This window comes from Caballeronia sp. LZ019 (genome assembly GCF_031450825.1).
Taxonomy (GTDB): domain Bacteria; phylum Pseudomonadota; class Gammaproteobacteria; order Burkholderiales; family Burkholderiaceae; genus Caballeronia.
The window spans coordinates 69,377-89,395 of the sequence record NZ_JARTVZ010000002.1; the positions used below are offsets into that span (position 1 = coordinate 69,377).

Here is a 20,019-nt window from a genome sequence, read left to right on the forward strand (position 1 = left end):
CTATCAAAGGCTCATCGTTTAGAAGACGCCCAAAGAAAAATAACCGGAGACGACAATGAGGAGCATGCCGCGCCAGTCCGGCTTCGCGCATCGGTTCAAACCCCGAGCAGGACTCAGGCTCGCGTTCGGCGGCGCGTTCGCGAGCGTCACCGTCGGCGCATGGGGGCAAGCGGTGACTGCGCCGCCGACTACCGAATTACCGACCATCGTCGTTGTCGGCACGACCCCGCTGCTCGGCGTAGGCACGCCGCTAGAAAAAGTGCCTGCGAATGTGCAGACTATCAAGGGCCACGACATCGAAGCGCAACACTCCGCGACCGTCACCGATTACCTGCAGAAGAACGTAGTGAGCGTCGACGTCAACGATGCACAAGGTAATCCGTCTCAAACCGACATCAACTATCGCGGCTTCACGGCGTCGCCCGTACTCGGCACGCCGCAGGGTCTTTCGGCCTTTCTCGATGGCGTGCGGATCAACGAGCCCTTCGGCGATGTCGTGAACTGGGACCTCATTCCTCAGGCTGCCATCAATACGATGCAACTCATTCCAGGCTCGAATCCGACGTTCGGGCTCAACACGCTCGGCGGTGCAATCGTCGTGACGACCAAGAACGGCCGCTCGAACCCCGGCGGGAATATCGATGTAAGCGGCGGATCATGGGGAAGGAAGACAGCACAGATCGAACAGGGCGGCGTGATCGGCAGCAACCTCGACTACTACTTCACGGCCAACGTCTCGAATGACAATGGCTGGGCTGCACAGAATTCGAGCCGCCTGAGACAAGCATTCGCCAAACTTCGCTATACGGACGTCGACACCACCATTGCGTTATCGATGGGCGGCGCGGACAACACACTCAATGGATCGCAAACGATTCCTCGCTCGTTTCTCGACAACTACAAGCAGGCATACACGTTTCCCGACACCAATCAAAACCAGGTGGGCTACGTCACGCTGTCGGGCGAGCACTATTTCTCGCCGAACGTCGAGTTGAGCGGCAACCTGTATTACCGGCACTACCGCAACCGTAACGTGAGCAGCAACGTCAACGACAATTATGGCGAAGCCGACGACGACGGCGCAATCGATCTAACACAGGCGACCAACGATCAATCGGTGATCGTGACGGACAGCTACGGCGCCAGCCTGCAACTGACGCTGCTCAACAAGCTCGCCGGCATGGATAACCAGCTGGTTCTGGGCGCAGCAGGCGACTTCGCCAATTCGCATTTCACGCAATCGTCGCAGCCCGCCGAGTTCACCGATAGTCGCGCGACCATCGGCTCAGGCCCGTTCGTGCCGACGACGAACGCGCGGACGCGTAACGAAAACTGGGGAATCTACTTCGAGAATACGCTGTCGTTCACGGAGCAATGGTCGATGACGCTTGCGGGCCGCTATAACTGGGCGAAGGCCGTCATCGGCGATGAAAGCGGCGTGCAGCCCTTGCTCGATGGACGGCACACGTTCTCGCGTTTCAATCCGGCGATCGGCTTCAACTGGAACCCGACGCCGTGGCTCACGGCTTATGCGACCTACAACGAAGGCATGCGCTCGCCGACCGCCATCGAACTTGCATGCGCCGACCCGAATGCGCCGTGCTCGCTGCCGAACGATTTCATTGCGGACCCCGAACTAAAGCCCGTCATCTCGAAGACTTTCGAAATAGGCGCGCGAGGACGTATCGGCAAGGCGACGACGTGGAGCGCCGCGCTATACAGCACCACACTCACGGACGACATCCAGTTCGTCAGCAGCGAAGGCGCGACGAGCACGCTCGGCTATTTCCAGAACGTCGGCAAGACACGCCGCCAGGGTTTCGAACTTGCCGGGCGCACGCAGTGGGGACCGCTCGGACTCGCGGCGAGCTATAGCTATGTCAACGCGACGTATCGCTCGACATGGACCGAGAACAGTGCAAGCAATTCGAGCGCCGACGCCGACGGCAACATCACCGTGCATTCGGGAGACCGCATTCCGGGCATTCCGGCCAACACGGTGAAATTGCGCGTGGACTACAACCCGCTCTCGCGATGGAACATCGGCACGAATCTCACGTATCGCAGCAATATCCTTGCGCGCGGCGATGAGAACAATCAGGACGTGAACGGCAGCATCGCCGGCTATTTCCTGATCGATCTCGACACGACTTATAACGTCACGAAGCAGTTGCAGGTCTATGCAACGGTCAAGAACCTGCTCAACAAGCGCTATGCGAACTTCGCGATTCTGGGCGAGAACTTCTTCAACGGCCCGAACCATACGTTCAACGGCGCGGACACGACCAACGAGCAGTTCCTGGGCATCGGTGCGCCGCGTGGCGTGTGGGTCGGCTTGCGCTATGCGTGGAACTGAGTGCCGTCATCAACGCGGTCTGAACGGATATATCCTTGCGGGCCGCCGTTGCCGCAACTCGGCCAGATAATCTTCGACGAAGCGGCCCAGTGCATTGGCCTTGAGTTGCTCGAGCATCCGCATTGCATCGCTGGGCGATTCCGGTCCTATCACCAGCGCGCCAACGCCAAGTGACCCAAGATGCACGACGAGCGCGCACGAGGATAGCGAACCGGCGTCGAAGCGGCGAACGGCATCGGCGGCGGCGTCGTCCAGTTCGATGTCGTCTTTCATGCACTGTTCGTGACGAAGCTCGCCGCGCTTGCCGATATAGGCGGGCACCCATCGGCAATTTCCCGTGCTGCCCTGAGCCGCGATCAGAACGCGCTTGCGTACCGGAGTATCGGATATTGCATCGAACGCCTCCGCTAAAGTGAGCATGATTGTCCTCGCCGGAGAGCCTATCTGATACTAGCAGCCGCTTCCGGCGAGGTGCGAGATGGATCGGGCAACGACGGCCGGTGCAAAGTGAAACGGCCGTACGCCGCGCGATCAGCGGCCGGCTATCGACCCCGCGCTCGGCGGATACGTGACGATGCCCCATGCAAGCGGCAAGTCGCCAATCTGCCTGATGGTCTGGAAGTTCGACGCATCGAGCACATACACCGCGTTCGAACGGCCGCATGCAAGCAGAAGCCGCGAGCCATCGGGCGTGAAGCTGAAATGCCAGCAGCGTTGGCCAACGGGTATGTCGCTCATGTGCGCGTAGGTGGCGCCGTCGAAGACTTGCAGTGTCTTGTCACGCGATGCAGCCACGATCAGGCGCTTGCCCGACGGATCGAACGATACGCCATACGGGCCGGTTTTCGTGTCGACGGTCTTGACGATCTTCAGGTCCTTGCCGTCCAGCACGATGAACTTGTTCGCGTTCTCCAGCGTGACGACGTATTGCTTTCCATCGGGCGACCGCTTGATGCCGCGCGGGCGCGAGCCCTTTTGCAATTCCACCGTGCGCACTGGCTTGCCCGTGCGCGCGCGATAAACCGACACCGTGTCGTCGCCTTCGTTCGTGACGAGAATGAGTTTGCCGTCCGGCGAAAACTCGACGCCTTCCGTTTCATGGCCGCTCTTGACCGAATGCGTGACCTTCAACGGCTTCAAATCGACGATGGCGATTTCGGCGGGCGGCGAGTTCGCGTCGTCGTCATCCTTCTCCGGCTCGCCGGGCTTGGGCGGTCCGCCGGACTCGCCCGGCTCATACGTGACATAAGCATAGCCGCCGTAGACCCGCACGAATTCCGGGTTCTTGCCGATCTTCACGCGCCGCACGACCTTCCCCGAAGACGTATCGATTTCTGATAGATCGCCCGTCGATTTATTCGCGACGTAGAGGCGCGTGCCGTCCTCATTGAGGCTCAAACCGCGCGGGCCGTCCTTGCCCACATCGATGGTTCTCGCAAGCGAGAGATTCGCCAGATCGATCACGCCGACACCGCCGGTCTCGCTCGTCACATACGCCGTTTGCGCCGTGGCGTGCGCGCTGATCGCGGAGAGAAACGCCATGGGCGCGAGAAACGACGCGCACGTCAGGCGCGCGGCCTTGAAGCTGACTTGCATGAGCGTCTCCGGCTAAACGTTCTTTGTTGGCTCTTGTTCGTTCAATCGCGGGCCGTTTGCAGGAAGCCTGGCCCAGCGAATAACTTAGCGCACGAAACACCGCACAGGCAATCTCGCCGGACGGGAAAAATTCCCGAAATTCCTGGGCGAATAATCAATGCAGGGCGGACGCATCGTTAGCGAGAAGATCAACCAACGCCTTTGCGCCACGTCGCCATGACTGATCCGTATTGCCGCGAATATCGACCGAACGCTGAAAGAGTATTGCGCCGCTGTGCGCGTCTTCCACGCGCAGATTCATGTTGAGTATCAGGTTGCTGATTTTCTGTACCCAACACACGCCGACCCGCGACACGCCCAGTTCCCGCGCAACGCGCAATTCGCATCCGTTGCAGGCGCTCAGGTCCTGATCACTTTGCAGCGAGGCGATGAGACCGCTCGCAGGCGCGTTGTCCGTGACGCGAAAGAGCGCGCGTTCCTGCATATCGTCGCGCAATGCGTGGCCGATCATCTGAAGCCGCTGGCTCTGAATGCGGTTGATCTCGGCATCGTTATAGACGGCGTTATCGTCGATGAGCGTGCAGTCGAGCAGTGCAATCGATTGCCGCGCGTCTTGCGCGAGAACCGAGCCGCACAGCAACATTGCGCCCGCGAGGATAAAACTCATTGCTCGAACGATGATCGTCATGTTCCAGTCTCGATAGATGCGCCAACACCATGGTGCTCATCTGTTCGCGCGACTCCAACATACCGCCGCGTGCGGACTCGATCAAGCGCCGCTGTCGCACGGTGCGCCTTGCCCGCCGCAAGCGGTGAGAAATTGGCATAGCGCTTGCAAAACTTCTGGCGAGCATTGACATGCTCGATTCACCTCAAGCTACCCGCCAGGAGAACCATCATGAAACGCACTCTCGCCATCAAAGACTTGCCGCTCGACACGCAGGCCGGCAACGAAGCCACGCTCTCGCATCAACAGATGCAGCGCATCACAGGCGGACGAGCCGTGTCCGCCGTCGTCGACGGCCGCACGCCCGGAACAGTCGATGACTGGGACATCAACATCGCCATCTTCGAAGGGCGCATTAGCGGGCCTTATATCGTGTGATGCGGGCGTCAGCGGCTCGTGCCGGCCGCGTGCGGGCCGCTGTCTCTCAAGCCGTGCTTCCCGATGGATTCGTTTCCCGAAGTGGAGTAACGTTGCTGATGCGAGCCTGGCAACGACAGGGAGGCAATGATGTCCGGCGAACCCGCTTCACACTGGCAGGTCTTCGAGTACGAAGGCTTCGACATACACGTGCTGCCGCAAGTCAAGCCGACGCCGGAACATGCGCCGCCGCGCGCGACCGAGCGATACGTGTTCATCGGCCGCGTATGCCGCCATGGAACGAATGCCGATACGCCCGCCGAAGCCGTTTATTTCCACGCCGATGGCGACGACGAATACAAGACGCCACAAGACGCCGTGAACGATGCGCGGCATATCGGCAAGAGCATCGTCGACGGCACGCATCCGGATTTATCGGTGCTATCGATCGTTTCGCATCATCATCCGGAATGACATCGCCACACATGACGCCTTCCGATCACGACGATGCGCGCGTCGAAAGTCTCAGCGCCATCACGCTTGCGACCTGCGACATGCCGCGCGCGGTGCGTTTCTATGAAGCGCTCGGCTTTCGCATCGTTCACGGCGGCGCTGACCAGGCATTCACCTCTTTCGCGCTGGGGAGCTCGTTTCTCAACATCACCCGCGAGACGCACGGTCCCGTTCAGTGGTGGGGCCGCGTCATCATCTACGTGTCCGACGTGGACGCGTTCTATCGCAAGGCGCGCGCAAACGGCATCGAACCGCAATTCGAGCCGCGCGATGCGCCGTGGAACGAGCGATATTTCCATCTCACCGATCCCGACGGTCACGAACTCAGCTTCGCACGCCCGCTATAACTCACTCGGCCGGGCATGCCTTTCGCTAATCAGCTTATGACGGGCAACGAACGCACCGGCTCGATGATATGGCCGTTCGCGTACATACCCGCACACCGCACGCGTCGAAGATATAAGCACACATCCGCCTACGTGAAAGCTCGATCATGTGCTGTTGCTATTTCGCAAAAGGGCATACGGCCACCGGAATCGCGGCGTAGAGTTAAAGTGCTTTGTCACGAGTGTGGTGCGTTGCGGCAGGCGTATTCATGCGGCTTAAAGCCTTTTGCGCGTTTAGCCGATATCCAGTCATGAAACGCCGCGTGCAGGAGACTTCAGATGAAAAGCATCAAGGAACGATCCCTACGTCATCAAGTGGAGAAATGGCTCGCGCCGGCAAGCGTGCCGGTGCATGTCACGAAGTTCAGCCGCACGCGCGCGGATCACACGCGGTATGTGTGTGTCGAGACATTGCAGGGCGCGGCATCGAGAGCGTTGTTCTTCTTTCGTCACGATGACGGACAGTGGTGCGTTTATCCGCCAGCGCCGCAGCGGACGAACAAGAGGCGAGAGCGGCTCGCGGCCTGATGGTGATAGTCAAAGACGCATGTTGTTGAAGAACTGAAACCACATCGCGCCGAGAGGATTCATCCCACTGGCGCTTTGATCAGCGGCCTGAGCCGGCTCTTCTCTGGTATCAGGCGCGGGTTCGGTCTTTGTCTTGGCTTCCCGCGATGCATGCAGCGCGACGACGCTCTCAGCAATATGCCGCGCGGTCGCTTCATCGCAATCGTGACCGAGCAACACGCCGAACACGACGTCTCCGTTATGTCCTTGCGATGCGAAGCGCATGGCAAGCGATACACGCTTCGCATAAAGCGCCTCGCGCGCCGCTTCTTCTTCACGCAACTGCGCTTCGCGGCGCGCCACTTCTTCCGCAAAGATACGGTCGTACACCTCGCGTTGCGCGGGGTCGGACAATATCGCGTAAGCCTCTTTTATCTCGTGAAACTTCGCATGCGCCGCTTCTTCGTTGCCGACGTTGCGGTCAGGATGGCAACGCATCGCAGCCTTGCGATACGCCCGCTTGATCTCGTCTTCGGTGGCGTGCTCTTGCACGCCCAGCGTTTCGTATAGCGTTGCCATCAGCGTTCTTCAGCGTTCGTTGAATGGGTGTCCAGGCATCCTAACACGCAAAAACGCGCCTCTCAGGGCTAGCGCCGCGTGATGACGCGAACGCCGGCTGCGCCCGTCAGATCGTAGATGGCGCGCGCCGGCTTCAGGTAATGCGCGATGTGCAGCCGGATCACGATCACCGCGACGATGAAGAAGCCGAGCGTCGCCCAAAGATATTCGCTGCGCCCGGCGACGACGCCATAGCGCGTATGCAGCAGCACGAAGAGCAGCCAGGCGAACGCCGGCGCATGCAGGCTCCAGTGCCGCTGCGCAAAATGCCAGGCGAGCCGTCGCACGTCGCGTCTTGCGCTGCGATCGAGGCCGGCGAGTTCGGGGCGTCCGCGAAAAGCGAATGGCATGACGTATGAAGCTGCACCATCGGCGCTTGAGGATGCATCAAGCATAACGCGCCGACGGCGTTCGGATGCATCGAGTAGACCGGTACGCATGTACGTTAATCGAACCGGAATCGCGTGGCCGCTGCTCGTGAGGGCATCCGCGAGCCACGCGTCATGAAGGGCGGCAACTTTCGGATCACGGCGGCGGTCGTCGCCAGTGCGCTCTTCATGCAGAACATGGACGGGACCATCGTCGCGACCGCCATCCCCACGATGGCCCGCGATCTCCGTGTCGATCCGGTCCATCTGAGCAGCGCGATCACTGCGTATCTCGTCGCATTGACGGTGTTCATTCCCGCGAGCGGATGGGTCGCCGACCGCTTCGGCGCACGCCGCGTGTTCATGTGGGCCATCGCCACCTTCACGCTCGCCTCGATCGCGTGCGCCGCCGCGATGAATCTGCCGCAACTGATTGCCGCGCGCATCGTGCAAGGCCTGGGCGGCGCGATGATGGTGCCCGTCGGCCGGCTCATCCTGTTTCGCGGCGTCAAGCGCGAAGAGTTGCTGCAAGCCACGACGTGGCTCACGATGCCCGCGCTCGTCGGCCCTTTGCTCGGCCCGCCGCTCGGCGGCTTTCTCACCGATGCGCTGTCGTGGCGCAGCATCTTTTGGGTCAATGTGCCGGTCGGCGTCATCGGGATGTGGCTGACGTGGAAGCTGTTGCCGCCATCGCCACCGGAAAGCCGCACGCCGCCCGACCTGCGCGGGATGCTGCTGTCGGGCGCATCGCTCAGTCTGTTCATGATCGGCATCGAGAGCGCCGGGCGCGGCGTGTTGCCCGCTGGCGTGCCGTGGATCTGCGTCGCGGCCGGCTTGCTGTTGTTTCGCGCGACGATACTGCATTGCCGGAAGACGCCGAATCCGGCCATCGATTTCTCCTTGCTGTCGATTCCGACTTTCCATGCGGCAACTATCGCGGGGAGCCTGTTTCGCGCGGGCGCCGGCGCGCTTCCCTTTCTCGTGCCGCTGACGTTGCAGGCGGGCTTCGGTTACAGCGCGTCGGCGAGCGGCCTCATCACGTTCGCAAGCGCACTCGGCTCGTTTTGCATGAGGCCGATGACCGCGCTCGCGCTGCGCCGATTCTCCGTGCGCTCGGTGCTATGTGCGGGCAGCGTCTGCTTCGCCGCTGTGCTGGCTGTCTGCTCGACGATGTCGCAAGCGTGGCCCGCGAGCGCCATCTTTCTGTTGCTGCTCGTCGGCGGCCTCGGCCGTTCGCTCAGTTTCGCCACGATGGGCGCGCTCGCATTCGCCGACGTGCCGAAACCGCGCCTTGCCGCCGCCACCTCGTTTCAGGGCACCGCGCAGCAGTTGATGAAGGCGTTCGGCGTCACGGTCGCCGCCGGGACGATCCAGGCCACGATGCTCGTATCGGGCAACACGCAGACGGAACGATGGCAACTCGCGTGCGGATTCGCCGCAACCGCCCTTCTCGTGCTGGCTTCCTTGCCGATGTTCGCGCGCCTGCCGCACGACGCGGGCGAAGGCATTTCCGCTTCGTCGGCCAAGCGTGCGGGGCGGACATAGGGTTTGGCAGCGGAATCCAGTAAGTTCTGCCACCTTGCCGAAACAATTCTTCAGATCTAGGACAAGTCCATGATCTGGAGGGGAAATTCTTCGGGCTATAATGCGGCTCCACTTTTCGATCCGAGTCCGATGCGCCGAAAGATCCTCTCAACCGCCCTCTTGCTGATTTGCGCCCAGGCCGCCTTCGCGCAGGAAAGCGCGCCGGTCGCCTCCGATGCGGCCGTGCAGGAAGCCGTTCAGCAGGATTCGCGAATCGACGAAGCGCGTCACAAGGTCACGGAAACCATCACGCGCCGCTTCGGCGTGGCGCGCGAGAAGGCGCAGGCCATCGCGACGGCGGTCATGTCGTCGGCATCGAAATATTCGCTTCCCCCGGCGCTTCTGCTCGCCATCATTTCGATCGAATCGCGCTTCAAAGAAACGGCCAAAGGCGCAAATAACGCCACGGGGCTGATGCAGGTCGTGCCTTCGGCGCACAAGAAGCTCGTGCGCGACGTCGACCTGACGGAGCCGGAAGCCAATATCGAGGTCGGCTCGGCCATCCTGCATGGCTATCTGAAGTCCGCAAAAGGCGATGTCGATGCCGCGCTGAAGAACTACGGCGGATCGAGCGCATACGCGCAGAAAGTCAGCCTTCGCGCGAAAACGTTTGAGCCGGTCACCGCACCCGCTCAGTAAGACCGCTCTTCTGGTTTTCTATTGGCGCGCCGCCGCGTGGCGGATGCCGCATAGCCATTCGAGGCTCGCGACGATCGCACCCGCTGCGCACTCGTTGCATCAATAGCCTTGTTGCTGCCCGCTGCCGTGCGACATCCCGCCCGGACTTGCACTGCCGGTGCTTCCCGGGCCGCTGCGTTGCATCGTGCCCTGCCCCATGCCGTTGTTCACGCCGTTGTTGCCCATGCCACTCTTGGCGCCGGTCCCGGTCCCGGTCCCGGTGCCGCTGGTGCCGTCGCTCGAGCCGCCCACGCCGCTGCCGCTCATGCCGCTGCCGCCCATGCCGACACCGCCGCCCTTGCCCGCTGCGCCCGTGCCGGCGCCCGCCGCGCCGTTGCCGCCCGCGCCCATGCCGCCACCCATGCCTGCCGCGCCCGCGCCGCCACCCGCGCTGCCGCCACCACCTGCACCGCCGCCCCCGCCGCCTGCTTGCGCATAGACGCCGCCCGACAAGCCGAGGACGAGCGCGGATGCCACTAGTTTCATCGTGATCGCTTTCATTGCGAATCTCCCAAAGTTAGCGTACCGGCTGCGCGAATAGGCTGGCGCAGCCGCTCCCTTCAAGCGCAAGCAGCATGCCGCGTTCGATGACGCGTCAGTAACCGTAACCTGTCGGCGCGCAGGGGACATACGCGCGCCGATAGCCGTCGTAGCAATAACCCGCAGGCGGTGACGGTTGCGCATACACGGGCTGCGCATAGGCGGGTTCGGCATAAGCGGGCTGGGCATAGGCCGGCTGAGCATTGACGACGGACGTCACGAGCGCGCCCAGCACCGCACCGCCGATCAACGCGCCGACGATCGCACCGCCATCACCGCCGTGTCCGCCGCCGTATCCACCGCCGCGTCCGTGCGCCGACGCCTGGCCGGCCATCGACAGACTACTGATCATCACTAAGACAAGTGCTGCGCGCTTCATGGCTTTTCTCCTGATCCCGTTGTCCGGGTTTGTGAGGAGCATCTTAAGCAGGCGCAAAAGAAATAACTGATGCAGTTGGTAACGGTACATTTCGAGGATTACAAATACGTCATTCGGATACCGAATCAATTTGCCGACGTTACACCTTCGGCAGAATTCACGTTTCCGTAACACTGGCCAGCTTGCCTTTTGCGCCGGCGTGACGCAAAGACGCGTAGTTTCATTTGCTAGCGACTCGTTACTGTTTGTCACCAGAAGGCGGTCAACGACATGCGACGACGCCGCGTTTTCATCGTCACATGCCGCGCATTGGCATGCGTCCTTGTAAAACGCAGGATCTCAGGAGTCGAACAATCATGAAGAAAATCGTCGCTGCTCTCGCATCCACGCTGCTGGTTACCACCGTATTCGCGCAGACCGTCACGACCGACGCGGACAAGGCGCAAGTGAAGGCGAATCACGAAAAGGCCGAGGCGCAGTCCACGGCGAACAAGAAGAAGGCCGATGCTCAACACGACGCCGCGAAGGCACAGGCATCGGCGAATGAGGACAAGGCATCGGCGCAAGCCGACGCCAACAAGGAAGCCGCGAAGGTAGCGCGGGCGACCACGCCGGAGCAAGCCTCCGACGCGCGCGGTGATGCCACGAAGGCACAGGCGAAAGCCAACAAGAAGAAGCACGCTGCACAGGCCAAGGCCGATGAAAAGAAGCACGACGCAGCGAAGGATGCCAACGTGGCGCAAGCCAAGGCCGACAAGGAAAAAGTCGAGGCGCAAAGCGACGCTAACAAGGCGGCCGCCGATGCGAAGGTCGACGCCGCGAAGAAGTAAGGGAAGCCGGCGGATTCAACCGACCATCGCATCGCGCATGCGGGCCGTCGAGTCGTCGCTCAGTCGAGTCGTCCGGTCCAGTGCGTTCACGGGAAGCGAGCCTTCGGGCTCGCTTTTTTCATCGCATCGATTCAATCGATACGTTCGGTCTCCGCCGCACCGACCTCATGCTCGGCGCTCGCATGATGCTCGCTCATCGGCGATACGCGATTTCGCGCGCGTTCATGCATGAGCAGTCGTCCGCTATGGACGGCGGTGAGCGCAACCGCCAGCCAGATCGGAGCATACGTGCCGAGCTTGTTCGCCGAGAACGGCTCGCCTAGTAACATGACCGCGACGCCGACGAGCAACACCGGTTCGACGTAACCGAGTATCCCGAACAGCGCGAGCGGCAGATAACGGCTCGCACGAAGGTAGGAAGCGAGCGCGATCGTGCTGAGCGCGCCGAGACCGGGCAGCAGCACCATCGACAGAAGCGGCGCGCCGGCGACCACCGCGAAGGAGCCGCGAGCGAACAGCGTGATGAGCGCAAAAGGCGCTATCAACAGGATCTCGACCGCGAACGCAACGAGCGGGTCCGCGTCGAGCCGCCGCCTCAATACGAAATAGGGCGGATAGCCCAGCATGACGACGAGCGTCGGCCAGGCGAACGCCTGCGTGACGATGAACTCATGCGCGACACCGATCGCCGCCGCCGCGACACCGGCCCACTGCAGCGCATTGAGCCGCTCGTGATAATAGAAGCGCCCGAGCAGCACCATTACGAGCGGAAGCAGGAAATAGCCGAGCGACACCTCGAGCGCGCGGCCGTGCAGCGGCGCCCAGAGAAATATCCACAATTGCAGGCCGAGCAGCGCGGCGGACACGGCGAATGCGGCAAGCATGCGCACATTTCCGGCAAGCTTCACGACGAGCGCGCATAATTGCGGCCATCGATTGCGCACGGCCACCAGCAGCAACGCGCCGGGCAATGTCCAGACCATGCGCCACGCGAAGATGTCGAGACCATCGAGCGGGGCGAGCCACTTCGTATAGGCGGACATGAGCGCGAACAACGCGGAAGCGGCAACGGACAATGCAATGCCGCGGCCCATGACGTGCTGATTCATCGATATTTCGCGCTCCATCGCCAGAATGCGTTGAACGGCATTCTAAACGCAGCATCCGCGTGACCCGCGTCTAGCGTGCTTTTTGCTTGACCGCCGAATCGCAATCTCCCGAAAGCGTCATTGCATCCGCAGCATCCGAGCGCTGTGCCTCGTTACGAAGAGGCACGCGAAGAAAACGCCGCATCGATGGAGACGTCATGACTCAGCCCGCCCTGTCGCCCCGTTTTTCCAGCGCCTTCGCAGAAGCCGTCCACGCCGGTCTTTCCAGACGGCCGCAGAAAGAGCTGCCGTCGATGTATCTGTATGACGAAGTCGGCTCCGCTCTCTTCGAAGTCATCACCGCCTTGCCCGAATACGGCGTCACGCGCGCCGAAGAACGCGTGCTCAAGGCGCATGCGGTGGATATCGTGAATGCGTTGCCCGCGAACGTGAAAGTCGCGGAACTCGGCAGCGGCAGCGGGCGCAAGACGCGGCGCATCCTGGAAGCGCTTTGCACCAGGCAGCCCACCGCGTATTACCCGATCGAGATATCGCGGACCGCTTTGCAGCTGTGTCATCGCGAACTCGGCGATATCGAGCGCGTGTCGATCGTCGGATACGAACGCGATTATCTTGCGGGCCTCGCCGAAGTGAGCGCGAAGCGGAACAAGGGCGAGCATTTGCTCGTGCTGTTTCTCGGCAGCACCATCGGCAACTTCGCGCGTCTTGCCGCGACCAGGTTCCTTCGCTCGATCCGCAGCATGCTCGAACCCGGCGATGCCCTCCTGCTCGGCACGGACCTCATCAAGCCGCTGCCCACGTTGATCGCGGCTTACGACGATGCCATCGGCGTGACGGCCGCCTTCAACCTGAACCTGCTCGCGCGAATCAATCGCGAGCTTGGCGGCGACTTTCCGCTCGATGCCTTCGAGCACGTGGCGCGTTTCAATCCCGATGCACGCAGCATCGAAATGCACTTGCGGGCGAAGCGCGCGTTGTCCGTGCGTGTGCGCGACGCGGACCTGCACGTCGAGTTTGAAGAGGGCGAAACGATCTGGTCGGAAAGCAGCCACAAGTATGCGGCCGAAGAAGTCGCGCCGATCGCCGCCGATGCGGGCTTCGAATGCACGCATCAATGGCGCGACGACGAGTGGCCCTTCGCGGAAAGCCTGCTCGTTGCGCGCTAGGGCTCAGTGCTGCTCGAAGCGTTCATAACGCTTTTCGACGTAGCGTTCCTCGCTGAAGAACTCGGTGACGCGCGCATGGGGCGGTCCACGGCGCAGCCATTCGAGCATCAGGTCGACCTGATTGGCCGCGCCCTGAATGACGGCTTCGACCGAGCCGTCATCGAGATTGGCCACCCAGCCGCGCACGCCGAGAGAATGCGCGCGCCTCACCGTGTGATGACGGAAGCCCACGCCCTGCACCACGCCTTTCGCACGCACATAGTAAGTTTCGATTCTCGTATCCAGATCGGGGCCCGGCATCGCGCATTCCCTCCGTGTCTTACACATGGCCGCATTGTAGACACGCTTGGGACTGCGCGTATGAGCCGGCTCAACTCAGCCTGAACGGCTGTGCCATATCCGCGCGATCGCCCGCATGCGGACGCACGATGCGCGGCAGCGTCACTTCGAACGCGGTGCCGGCTTCGGCGGAAGAGCGCACCTTCACTTCGCCGCCGTGCATCTCCGCGATCTCGCGCGTGATGTAGAGCCCGAGCCCGAGGCCGCTCGATTCGTTCTGACGCCGCCCCGAGCGATACGGCGCGAAGACGGTCGGCAGGATCTCTGCCGGAATCTCGCCCGCGTTCTGCACGACGATCTTCACGTCGTTCGCGCCGCCCTCGAGCCTGACCTGTATCGACGATCCTTCGAGCCCGTGTTGCAGCGCATTGCCGATCAGATTCGAAAACACTTGCGAAAGCAGGTCGCCATCGCCTTGCAGCAAGGTATCGCCCTGACGCAGCACGAAGATGCGCCCCTTGCCGACGCGCGCCTCGTATTCCTCGACGATATTCTTCGCGAGCGTCGCCAGTTCGACGGCGCGCGGCTGCAACGTGACACGCCCGCCACGCAGACGCGCGAGGTTCAGCAGCTGATCGACCATGCGGACCATGCGCATGCCGCTCGACTTGATGCGCGTGCCGATATTCGCGACGTTCTCGTCCTTCACGAAGCGCGACAGATATTCCGCCGATGCGATCACCGCCGACAGCGGCGTGCGCAGATCGTGGCCGAGCACGGCCATCAGCATTTCGTTCGCGTCGAGCAGTTGCTGCATCGTCGCGAGCTGCGTCGCGAGTTGCTGCTTCTGCCGCTCCATCTGGATGAACACATCCACCTTCGAATTGAGGATGCGCGAATCGAATGGCTTGTAGAGGAAATCGACCGCGCCGGCTTCATAGCCGCGAAAGGTGCGGTTCGTGTCTTGTGCGGTCGCAGTGAGAAAGATGATCGGCACGTGCGCGGTGCGCGGGCTGCCGCGCATCAGTTCGGCGAGCTCGAAGCCGTCCATGCCGGGCATGTTGACATCGAGGATCGCGAGCGCGACTTCGTGTTTGAGCAGCAGTTCGAGCGCCGCCGGCCCGGATTCGGCCTTCAGCACCGACAGATCCGGCCGCGCGAGCGATGCTTCTAGCGCGGTGATGTTGTTGCGGATGTCATCGACGATCAGCACGTGGATGGGTTGCGTCATCTGGTGACTCCTTGCTTGGGCCATGCCTTCGTTCATAGCGTTCATCTTTGCGTCCGGCGTGTATGCGCGGCGAGGCGCGAGGCCATGTCGTCCAGCGTCAGGATGTCGCTGACCGCGCCTTGCGCGATAGCCGCCTGCGGCATCGCCGGCGCCGAGGCCGTCTTCGGGTCCTGCGCCCAGCACACGCCGCCTGCATCGCGAATGGCGCGTGCGCCGCGCCCGCCGTCATCGTTCGCACCCGACAACACGACGCCGAGCAGCCGCTCGCCATACGCATGCGCCGCCGATTCGAAGAGCACGTCCACGGAAGGCCGCGAGAAGCGCACGGGCGGATCGACGGATAACGCAATCGCGGGCGGCGCGCCGTCTTCGGCCTCCACCATCATGTGATAGCCGGGCGGCGCGAAATAGATGACGCCGGGCGCGATCACGTCCTTGTCGAACGGCTCCTGCACGGCGATGTTGCACCGCTCGGCGAAAAGCCCCGGCAACAGGCTCGGCTGCCCCTGCCGCACATGCACGACGATCAGCACCGGCAGTGCGAAGTCGCGCGGCAACGCGGGCAGCAGCAGATTGAGCGCTTCGACGCCACCCGCCGAAGCGCCGATCACGATGGCGTCGATGGTGCTCATCGCTATACCTTTTGATAAAGCCGTTCGCGCGGATTGAAGTCCGCGAAGCTGTCGGCGTGCTTCGAGAATCGCAGGCTCTCCTTGCTGCCGAGCCCGAGAAAGCCCCGCCTCACGAGCGAATCGCTGAACAGACCGAGCGCGCGGTCCTGCAATGCGCGATCGAAATAGATCAGCACGTTGCGGCACGACACGAGCTGCGCTTCGAGAAACACGCTGTCGGTGGCGAGGCTATGGTCGGCGAACACCACGCGCGACTTGAGCGTTTGCGAGAACTTCGCCGCGCCGTAGGCCGCATGGTAGTAATCGGAAAGCGAACGTTTGCCGCCTGCCGCGAGATAGTTCTGGCTGAAGCCCGCGAGCCGTTCCAGCGGATAGATGCCGCTTTCGGCCTGACGCAGCGCCTCGGCGTTGATGTCGGTTGCATAGAACACGGTGCGGTCCGCGATCTTTTCTTCCGCGAACAGCACGGCGAGCGACCATAGTTCCTCGCCGCTGCTGCAGCCCGCCACCCACACCTTGATCGACGGATAAGTCTGCAGCACGGGCACGACCTGCTCGCGGATCGCACGGAAATACGAGGGATCGCGAAACATCTCGCTGACCTGCACCGTCAGGTATTGAAAGAGCCGCGCGAACAGCGCCGGCTCGCGCAGTATGCGCTCCTGCAATTGCGAGAGCGTCGCGCAGTCGAGATCGTGCACCGCCTGCGCGAGCCTGCGCCGCAGCGAACTCACCGAGTAGTGCCGGAAGTCGTGCTGATACCTCAGATAGATGGCTTCGAGAATCAGCTTCAGTTCGATGTCGAACGTGGCTTCTTCATCGTGCTTGCTGTCGTTCATCGCGTCGGTCGTTGCGTCGGTCTTTGATTCATCGCTGCCGCAACCACACGCGGCACAGAGAAACGAGCTTATCCACATCGATGGGCTTCGATATGTAATCGTCCGCACCCGCCTCGAGACATTTTTCGCGATCGCTCTGCATCGCCTTCGCGGTCAGCGCGATGATCGGCAGGCGCGCGTGCTCCGGCCGCTTGCGGATTTCGGTCATCGCGGTAAGCCCGTCCATCTCGGGCATCATCACGTCCATGAGCACGAGATCGATGTCCTCATGGCGCGCCAGCGCCTCGAGCGCCTCGCGTCCGTTGCGCGCGATTTCGAGCTTCGCGCCAAGCGGCTCGATCACGCGTGACAACGCGAAGATGTTACGCACGTCGTCTTCCGCGAGCAGGATCGTGCGGCCCTCGAAGACGTCGTCGCGCTGACGCGCCGCGCGCAGCATGCGCTGCTGTTCCGGCGGCAACGCGCTCTCGACGCTATGCAGGAAAAGCGTGACTTCGTCGAGCAGGCGTTCCGGCGACTTCGCGCCCTTGATGATGATCGATTTCGAGTAACGGCGCAGCCGCTGCTCTTCTTCCTGCGAAATCTGCCGCCCCGTATAGACGATGACCGGCGGCGACGAAAACTCGCTGCTCGTCGATACTTTCTCGAGCAGTTCATAGCCCGAGCCATCGGGTAGCGCCAGGTCCATGACGACGCAATCGAAGCTCGCGCGCTGCAGTTCTTCGAGCGCCTGCGCGATCGATCCCGCCTCCACGATGCCCACGGTCTCGCTTGCAAGCAACGCGTGAATGCTCTGCCGCAACACGAGGTCGTCTTCCACGACGAGCACGCGCCGCATGCCTTGCGACGACCGCGCTTCGAGCTTGCGGATGGCCTGCGCGAGTTCGTCGCGCGCGCTCGGCTTGAGCGTGTAGCCGATTGCGCCGAGATGCAGCGCGACATCGGCATGATCGGTCGCGGACACGATATGGATCGGGATATGACGCGTGAGCGGATCGTGCTTGAGCCATTCGAGCACCGTGAGGCCGGACTGATCCGGCAAGCCGACGTCGAGCAGGATGCCATTGGGCTGCAGCGAGCGCGCGAGCTCGACGCCTTGCGTCGCGGTGGCGGCGTGCACGCAATCGAAGTCCAGTTCGTGCGCGAGATCGTAGAGGATATTCGCGAAGCGCCGGTCGTCCTCGATGACGAGAATCACGCGGTCCGGCCGCTGCCGGTTCGCGCGGTCATCGGCAATGCCTTGCGGCTCGGGCCTCGGCGTCTGCAGTTCCGGCTGCGGCTGCGGTGGCGCTGGCGGCTGCACGGGCGCGGGCATCGGCGGGGGCGGCGGCTTGACCGCGGCGGGCTCCGGCTCGCTCATGTGGCCGATCGTATCCAGCTTCGCGGTGACGGTGCCTTCGCGCGCGGTAATCGGCAGCGTCACCGAAAACACGCTGCCACGGCCCACTTCGCTCGATACGCCGACCGAGCCGCCCAGAAGACGCGTGAACTCGCGCGAAATCGAGAGCCCCAGACCGCTGCCGCCGTACTTGCGGCTCGTGGTGCCGTCGGCCTGCTGGAACGCCTGGAAGATGAGGTCCTGCTTGTCGCGCGGAATACCGATGCCGGTATCGCGCACCTCGAAGCGCACCGCGTCGTCGCCGGCGCGCTGCACCGCGACCGTCACGCTGCCGCGCTCGGTGAACTTGAACGCATTCGCGAGCAGATTGCGCAGCACCTGCAAGAGCCGCTGGCTGTCGGTGACGAAGTATTGCGGGACATCGCCGGCCACTTCGGTGACGAACTGCAGCCCCTTCGTTTCCGCGACCGGCGCGAACGATTGCCGGAGCGCCTGCATCAGCGATTCGACGGCGGCCGGAGCGAACTGCACGTCCATCTGACCGGCTTCCACCTTCGACAGATCGAGAATGTCGTTGATGAGCGAAAGCAGGTCGCTGTTGGACGAATGGATCGTCGCGGCGTAGCGCACCTGCTCTTCGGTGAGATTGCCCTGCCGGTTGTCCTCCAGCAGCTTCGCGAGAATCAGCGAGCTATTGAGCGGCGTGCGCAGTTCGTGCGACATGTTCGCGAGGAACTCCGACTTGTACTGGCTCGCGCGCTCCATTTCGAGCGCATTCGCGGTCAGCTCCTGCTGCGCGTGGAGCAGTTCGGTCTTCTGGCGCTCCAGATGCTGCGCATGCTCCTCGAGCTGCACGTTGGTCTGCTCGAGTTCGGCTTGCTGCTGCTCGAGGCGCGCCTGCGAATCCTGCAGCGCGCGGCCGCGCTCTTCCAGTTCCTCGTTCGAGACGCGCAGTTCTTCCTGCTGCACCTGAAGCTCTTCGCTTTGCCGCTGCGTTTCCTCCAGCAATTCGACGAGCCGCGTGCGATACCGCGCCGACCGCATGGCCATGCCCATCGCTTCGGCGGCCATTTCGAGCAGCGTGCGGGCATCGTCGAAACGGCCTTCCTTGCCGACGAAACCGATTTCGACCGCGCCGGCGATATCGCCATCGGCGAAAAGCGGCGCGATCACCACGCGCGACGCCGCCGCCGAGCCGAGCGCGGAACCGGCCTTGAGATAATGCGCGGAGGCATCGCCGAGTGCGAGCAGGCGCTTGTCCTGCACGGCCTGGCCGACGAGCCCTTCGCCGATGGCGATTCTGCGCGGCGCGCCGTTTTCATCGGGAAGCGCCCAGGCCGCGATGCGGACGAGCGCGTCGCCATCCAGCGAATAGACGACGCCGACCTTCGCGTCCACGTAGGGCACGAGCGAACGAAGGATGCTGACGCCGATCGAAGCGGGAGACTGTTCGCCGCGCAATTGCAGGCTCATCTGCATGATGCCCTGCTGCAGCCAGGCGGTGCGTTGTATGGCGAGCCGCGATTTGATATATAGATGCGCCACCACGGCCAGCACGAGCAGCACGAAAATGCCCATCGCGCGATTGAGCTGGAGCACTTCGTGCGAAGTGGGCGCATCGCCGGTGGCGAGCACGTAGCCGAGGATCATCAGCACCGACCCGGCGCCCGCCGTGACGAGCGGCACGCCCGGCCGGTCCACCCACATGCAGAGCACGACGGGCAGCACGTAAAACACCCAGATTGCGGAGCGCATCGGCGTGAGGACGTCGACGGCGAACACCACCGCGAGCGAAAGCGTGATGGCGATGTAGATCCACAGAGCGTGGTGGCGATTGTCTTCTTGCATCGTTGACCGGTAGTGACGTTTGCGAGGCCGCGCGCCCCGCAGCAGGCACGGACCATAGCACGAGCCGCAACGCCTTGTCACATGGGCTTGAGCGGCCGATTGAAACGGCGATTTCCGCGCGGAACTTGTTCCGAAGC

The 20,019-nt window shown here is 62.6% G+C and carries 22 protein-coding genes; 9 read left to right on the top strand and 13 right to left on the bottom strand.

What is annotated here, in order from left to right; all coding sequences use genetic code 11:
- Positions 1–55 precede the first annotated feature (55 nt).
- Complete coding sequence (locus P9255_RS03360) at positions 56–2,356, top strand: TonB-dependent receptor (RefSeq protein ID WP_309789155.1); 2,301 nt, start codon at positions 56–58, stop codon at positions 2,354–2,356.
- Positions 2,357–2,365: 9 nt separating this feature from the next.
- On the opposite strand, the gene P9255_RS03365 is transcribed toward P9255_RS03360, so the two are convergent.
- The 3 genes from P9255_RS03365 to P9255_RS03375 form a co-directional block, all read right to left on the bottom strand.
- Positions 2,366–2,776: a hypothetical protein gene (locus P9255_RS03365; RefSeq protein ID WP_309766736.1), complete on the bottom strand. Its 411-nt coding sequence runs from the start codon at positions 2,774–2,776 to the stop codon at positions 2,366–2,368.
- A gap of 111 nt (positions 2,777–2,887) precedes the next feature.
- Positions 2,888–3,952 carry a beta-propeller fold lactonase family protein gene (locus P9255_RS03370; RefSeq protein ID WP_404980248.1) on the bottom strand — a complete coding sequence of 355 codons (1,065 nt, stop codon included), beginning with the start codon at positions 3,950–3,952 and terminating at the stop codon, positions 2,888–2,890.
- Between the two features lie 154 nt (positions 3,953–4,106).
- Positions 4,107–4,640 carry a DUF3280 domain-containing protein gene (locus P9255_RS03375; RefSeq protein WP_309789156.1) on the bottom strand — a complete coding sequence of 178 codons (534 nt, stop codon included), beginning with the start codon at positions 4,638–4,640 and terminating at the stop codon, positions 4,107–4,109.
- A gap of 210 nt (positions 4,641–4,850) precedes the next feature.
- On the opposite strand from P9255_RS03375, the gene P9255_RS03380 reads away from it, so the two are divergent.
- The 4 genes from P9255_RS03380 to P9255_RS03395 all read left to right on the top strand — a co-directional run bounded on the left by P9255_RS03380 (position 4,851) and on the right by P9255_RS03395 (position 6,463).
- On the top strand, positions 4,851–5,057 hold the full coding sequence (locus tag P9255_RS03380) for a hypothetical protein (RefSeq protein ID WP_309765504.1): 207 nt from the start codon (positions 4,851–4,853) through the stop codon (positions 5,055–5,057).
- A 129-nt stretch (positions 5,058–5,186) separates the two neighbouring features.
- Complete coding sequence (locus tag P9255_RS03385; protein ID WP_309765505.1) at positions 5,187–5,510, top strand: hypothetical protein; 324 nt, start codon at positions 5,187–5,189, stop codon at positions 5,508–5,510.
- Between the two features lie 11 nt (positions 5,511–5,521).
- Positions 5,522–5,896 carry a VOC family protein gene (locus P9255_RS03390; protein WP_309765506.1) on the top strand — a complete coding sequence of 125 codons (375 nt, stop codon included), beginning with the start codon at positions 5,522–5,524 and terminating at the stop codon, positions 5,894–5,896.
- A gap of 318 nt (positions 5,897–6,214) precedes the next feature.
- On the top strand, positions 6,215–6,463 hold the full coding sequence (locus P9255_RS03395) for a hypothetical protein (protein ID WP_309765507.1): 249 nt from the start codon (positions 6,215–6,217) through the stop codon (positions 6,461–6,463).
- 9 nt (positions 6,464–6,472) lie between these two features.
- Here the strand turns inward: P9255_RS03395 and P9255_RS03400 are convergent, their stop codons facing one another.
- Positions 6,473–7,021: a DnaJ domain-containing protein gene (locus P9255_RS03400; protein WP_309765508.1), complete on the bottom strand. Its 549-nt coding sequence runs from the start codon at positions 7,019–7,021 to the stop codon at positions 6,473–6,475.
- Positions 7,022–7,089: 68 nt separating this feature from the next.
- On the bottom strand, positions 7,090–7,410 hold the full coding sequence (locus P9255_RS03405) for a hypothetical protein (protein ID WP_309765510.1): 321 nt from the start codon (positions 7,408–7,410) through the stop codon (positions 7,090–7,092).
- A 153-nt stretch (positions 7,411–7,563) separates the two neighbouring features.
- Here P9255_RS03405 and P9255_RS03410 point away from each other — a divergent pair, with 153 nt between their 5' ends.
- Positions 7,564–8,973, top strand: coding sequence for an MFS transporter (locus P9255_RS03410; protein ID WP_309766738.1), 1,410 nt, complete (start codon positions 7,564–7,566; stop codon positions 8,971–8,973).
- A 69-nt stretch (positions 8,974–9,042) separates the two neighbouring features.
- The gene (locus P9255_RS03415; RefSeq protein WP_404980249.1) at positions 9,043–9,651 is read left to right on the top strand and encodes a transglycosylase SLT domain-containing protein; all 609 of its coding nucleotides are present in this window, start codon (positions 9,043–9,045) and stop codon (positions 9,649–9,651) included.
- 99 nt (positions 9,652–9,750) lie between these two features.
- On the opposite strand, the gene P9255_RS03420 is transcribed toward P9255_RS03415, so the two are convergent.
- The gene (locus P9255_RS03420) at positions 9,751–10,191 is read right to left on the bottom strand and encodes a hypothetical protein (protein ID WP_309789157.1); all 441 of its coding nucleotides are present in this window, start codon (positions 10,189–10,191) and stop codon (positions 9,751–9,753) included.
- Between the two features lie 94 nt (positions 10,192–10,285).
- A complete protein-coding gene (locus P9255_RS03425; RefSeq protein ID WP_309765513.1) occupies positions 10,286–10,609 on the bottom strand; it encodes a hypothetical protein in 324 nt (107 codons plus the stop codon).
- 356 nt (positions 10,610–10,965) lie between these two features.
- Here P9255_RS03425 and P9255_RS03430 point away from each other — a divergent pair, with 356 nt between their 5' ends.
- Positions 10,966–11,439: a hypothetical protein gene (locus tag P9255_RS03430; RefSeq protein ID WP_309765514.1), complete on the top strand. Its 474-nt coding sequence runs from the start codon at positions 10,966–10,968 to the stop codon at positions 11,437–11,439.
- 131 nt (positions 11,440–11,570) lie between these two features.
- Here P9255_RS03430 and rarD read toward each other — a convergent pair whose 3' ends face one another.
- Complete coding sequence (gene rarD / locus P9255_RS03435; protein ID WP_309765515.1) at positions 11,571–12,548, bottom strand: EamA family transporter RarD; 978 nt, start codon at positions 12,546–12,548, stop codon at positions 11,571–11,573.
- Positions 12,549–12,745: 197 nt separating this feature from the next.
- On the opposite strand from rarD, the gene egtD reads away from it, so the two are divergent.
- The gene (gene egtD / locus P9255_RS03440) at positions 12,746–13,714 is read left to right on the top strand and encodes an L-histidine N(alpha)-methyltransferase (RefSeq protein WP_309765516.1); all 969 of its coding nucleotides are present in this window, start codon (positions 12,746–12,748) and stop codon (positions 13,712–13,714) included.
- 3 nt (positions 13,715–13,717) lie between these two features.
- Here the strand turns inward: egtD and P9255_RS03445 are convergent, their stop codons facing one another.
- The 5 genes from P9255_RS03445 to P9255_RS03465 form a co-directional block, all read right to left on the bottom strand.
- A complete protein-coding gene (locus P9255_RS03445) occupies positions 13,718–14,014 on the bottom strand; it encodes an acylphosphatase (RefSeq protein WP_309789158.1) in 297 nt (98 codons plus the stop codon).
- 70 nt (positions 14,015–14,084) lie between these two features.
- Positions 14,085–15,224 (bottom strand): hybrid sensor histidine kinase/response regulator, encoded by a 1,140-nt coding sequence (locus P9255_RS03450; RefSeq protein WP_309765518.1) that lies wholly within the window; start codon positions 15,222–15,224, stop codon positions 14,085–14,087.
- Positions 15,225–15,265: 41 nt separating this feature from the next.
- Positions 15,266–15,856 (bottom strand): chemotaxis protein CheB, encoded by a 591-nt coding sequence (locus tag P9255_RS03455; protein ID WP_309765519.1) that lies wholly within the window; start codon positions 15,854–15,856, stop codon positions 15,266–15,268.
- Between the two features lie 2 nt (positions 15,857–15,858).
- Positions 15,859–16,695 carry a CheR family methyltransferase gene (locus P9255_RS03460; protein WP_309765520.1) on the bottom strand — a complete coding sequence of 279 codons (837 nt, stop codon included), beginning with the start codon at positions 16,693–16,695 and terminating at the stop codon, positions 15,859–15,861.
- Positions 16,696–16,723: 28 nt separating this feature from the next.
- Positions 16,724–19,882, bottom strand: a complete 3,159-nt coding sequence (locus tag P9255_RS03465; RefSeq protein WP_309789159.1) for a response regulator — start codon at positions 19,880–19,882, stop codon at positions 16,724–16,726.
- Positions 19,883–20,019 lie beyond the last annotated feature (137 nt).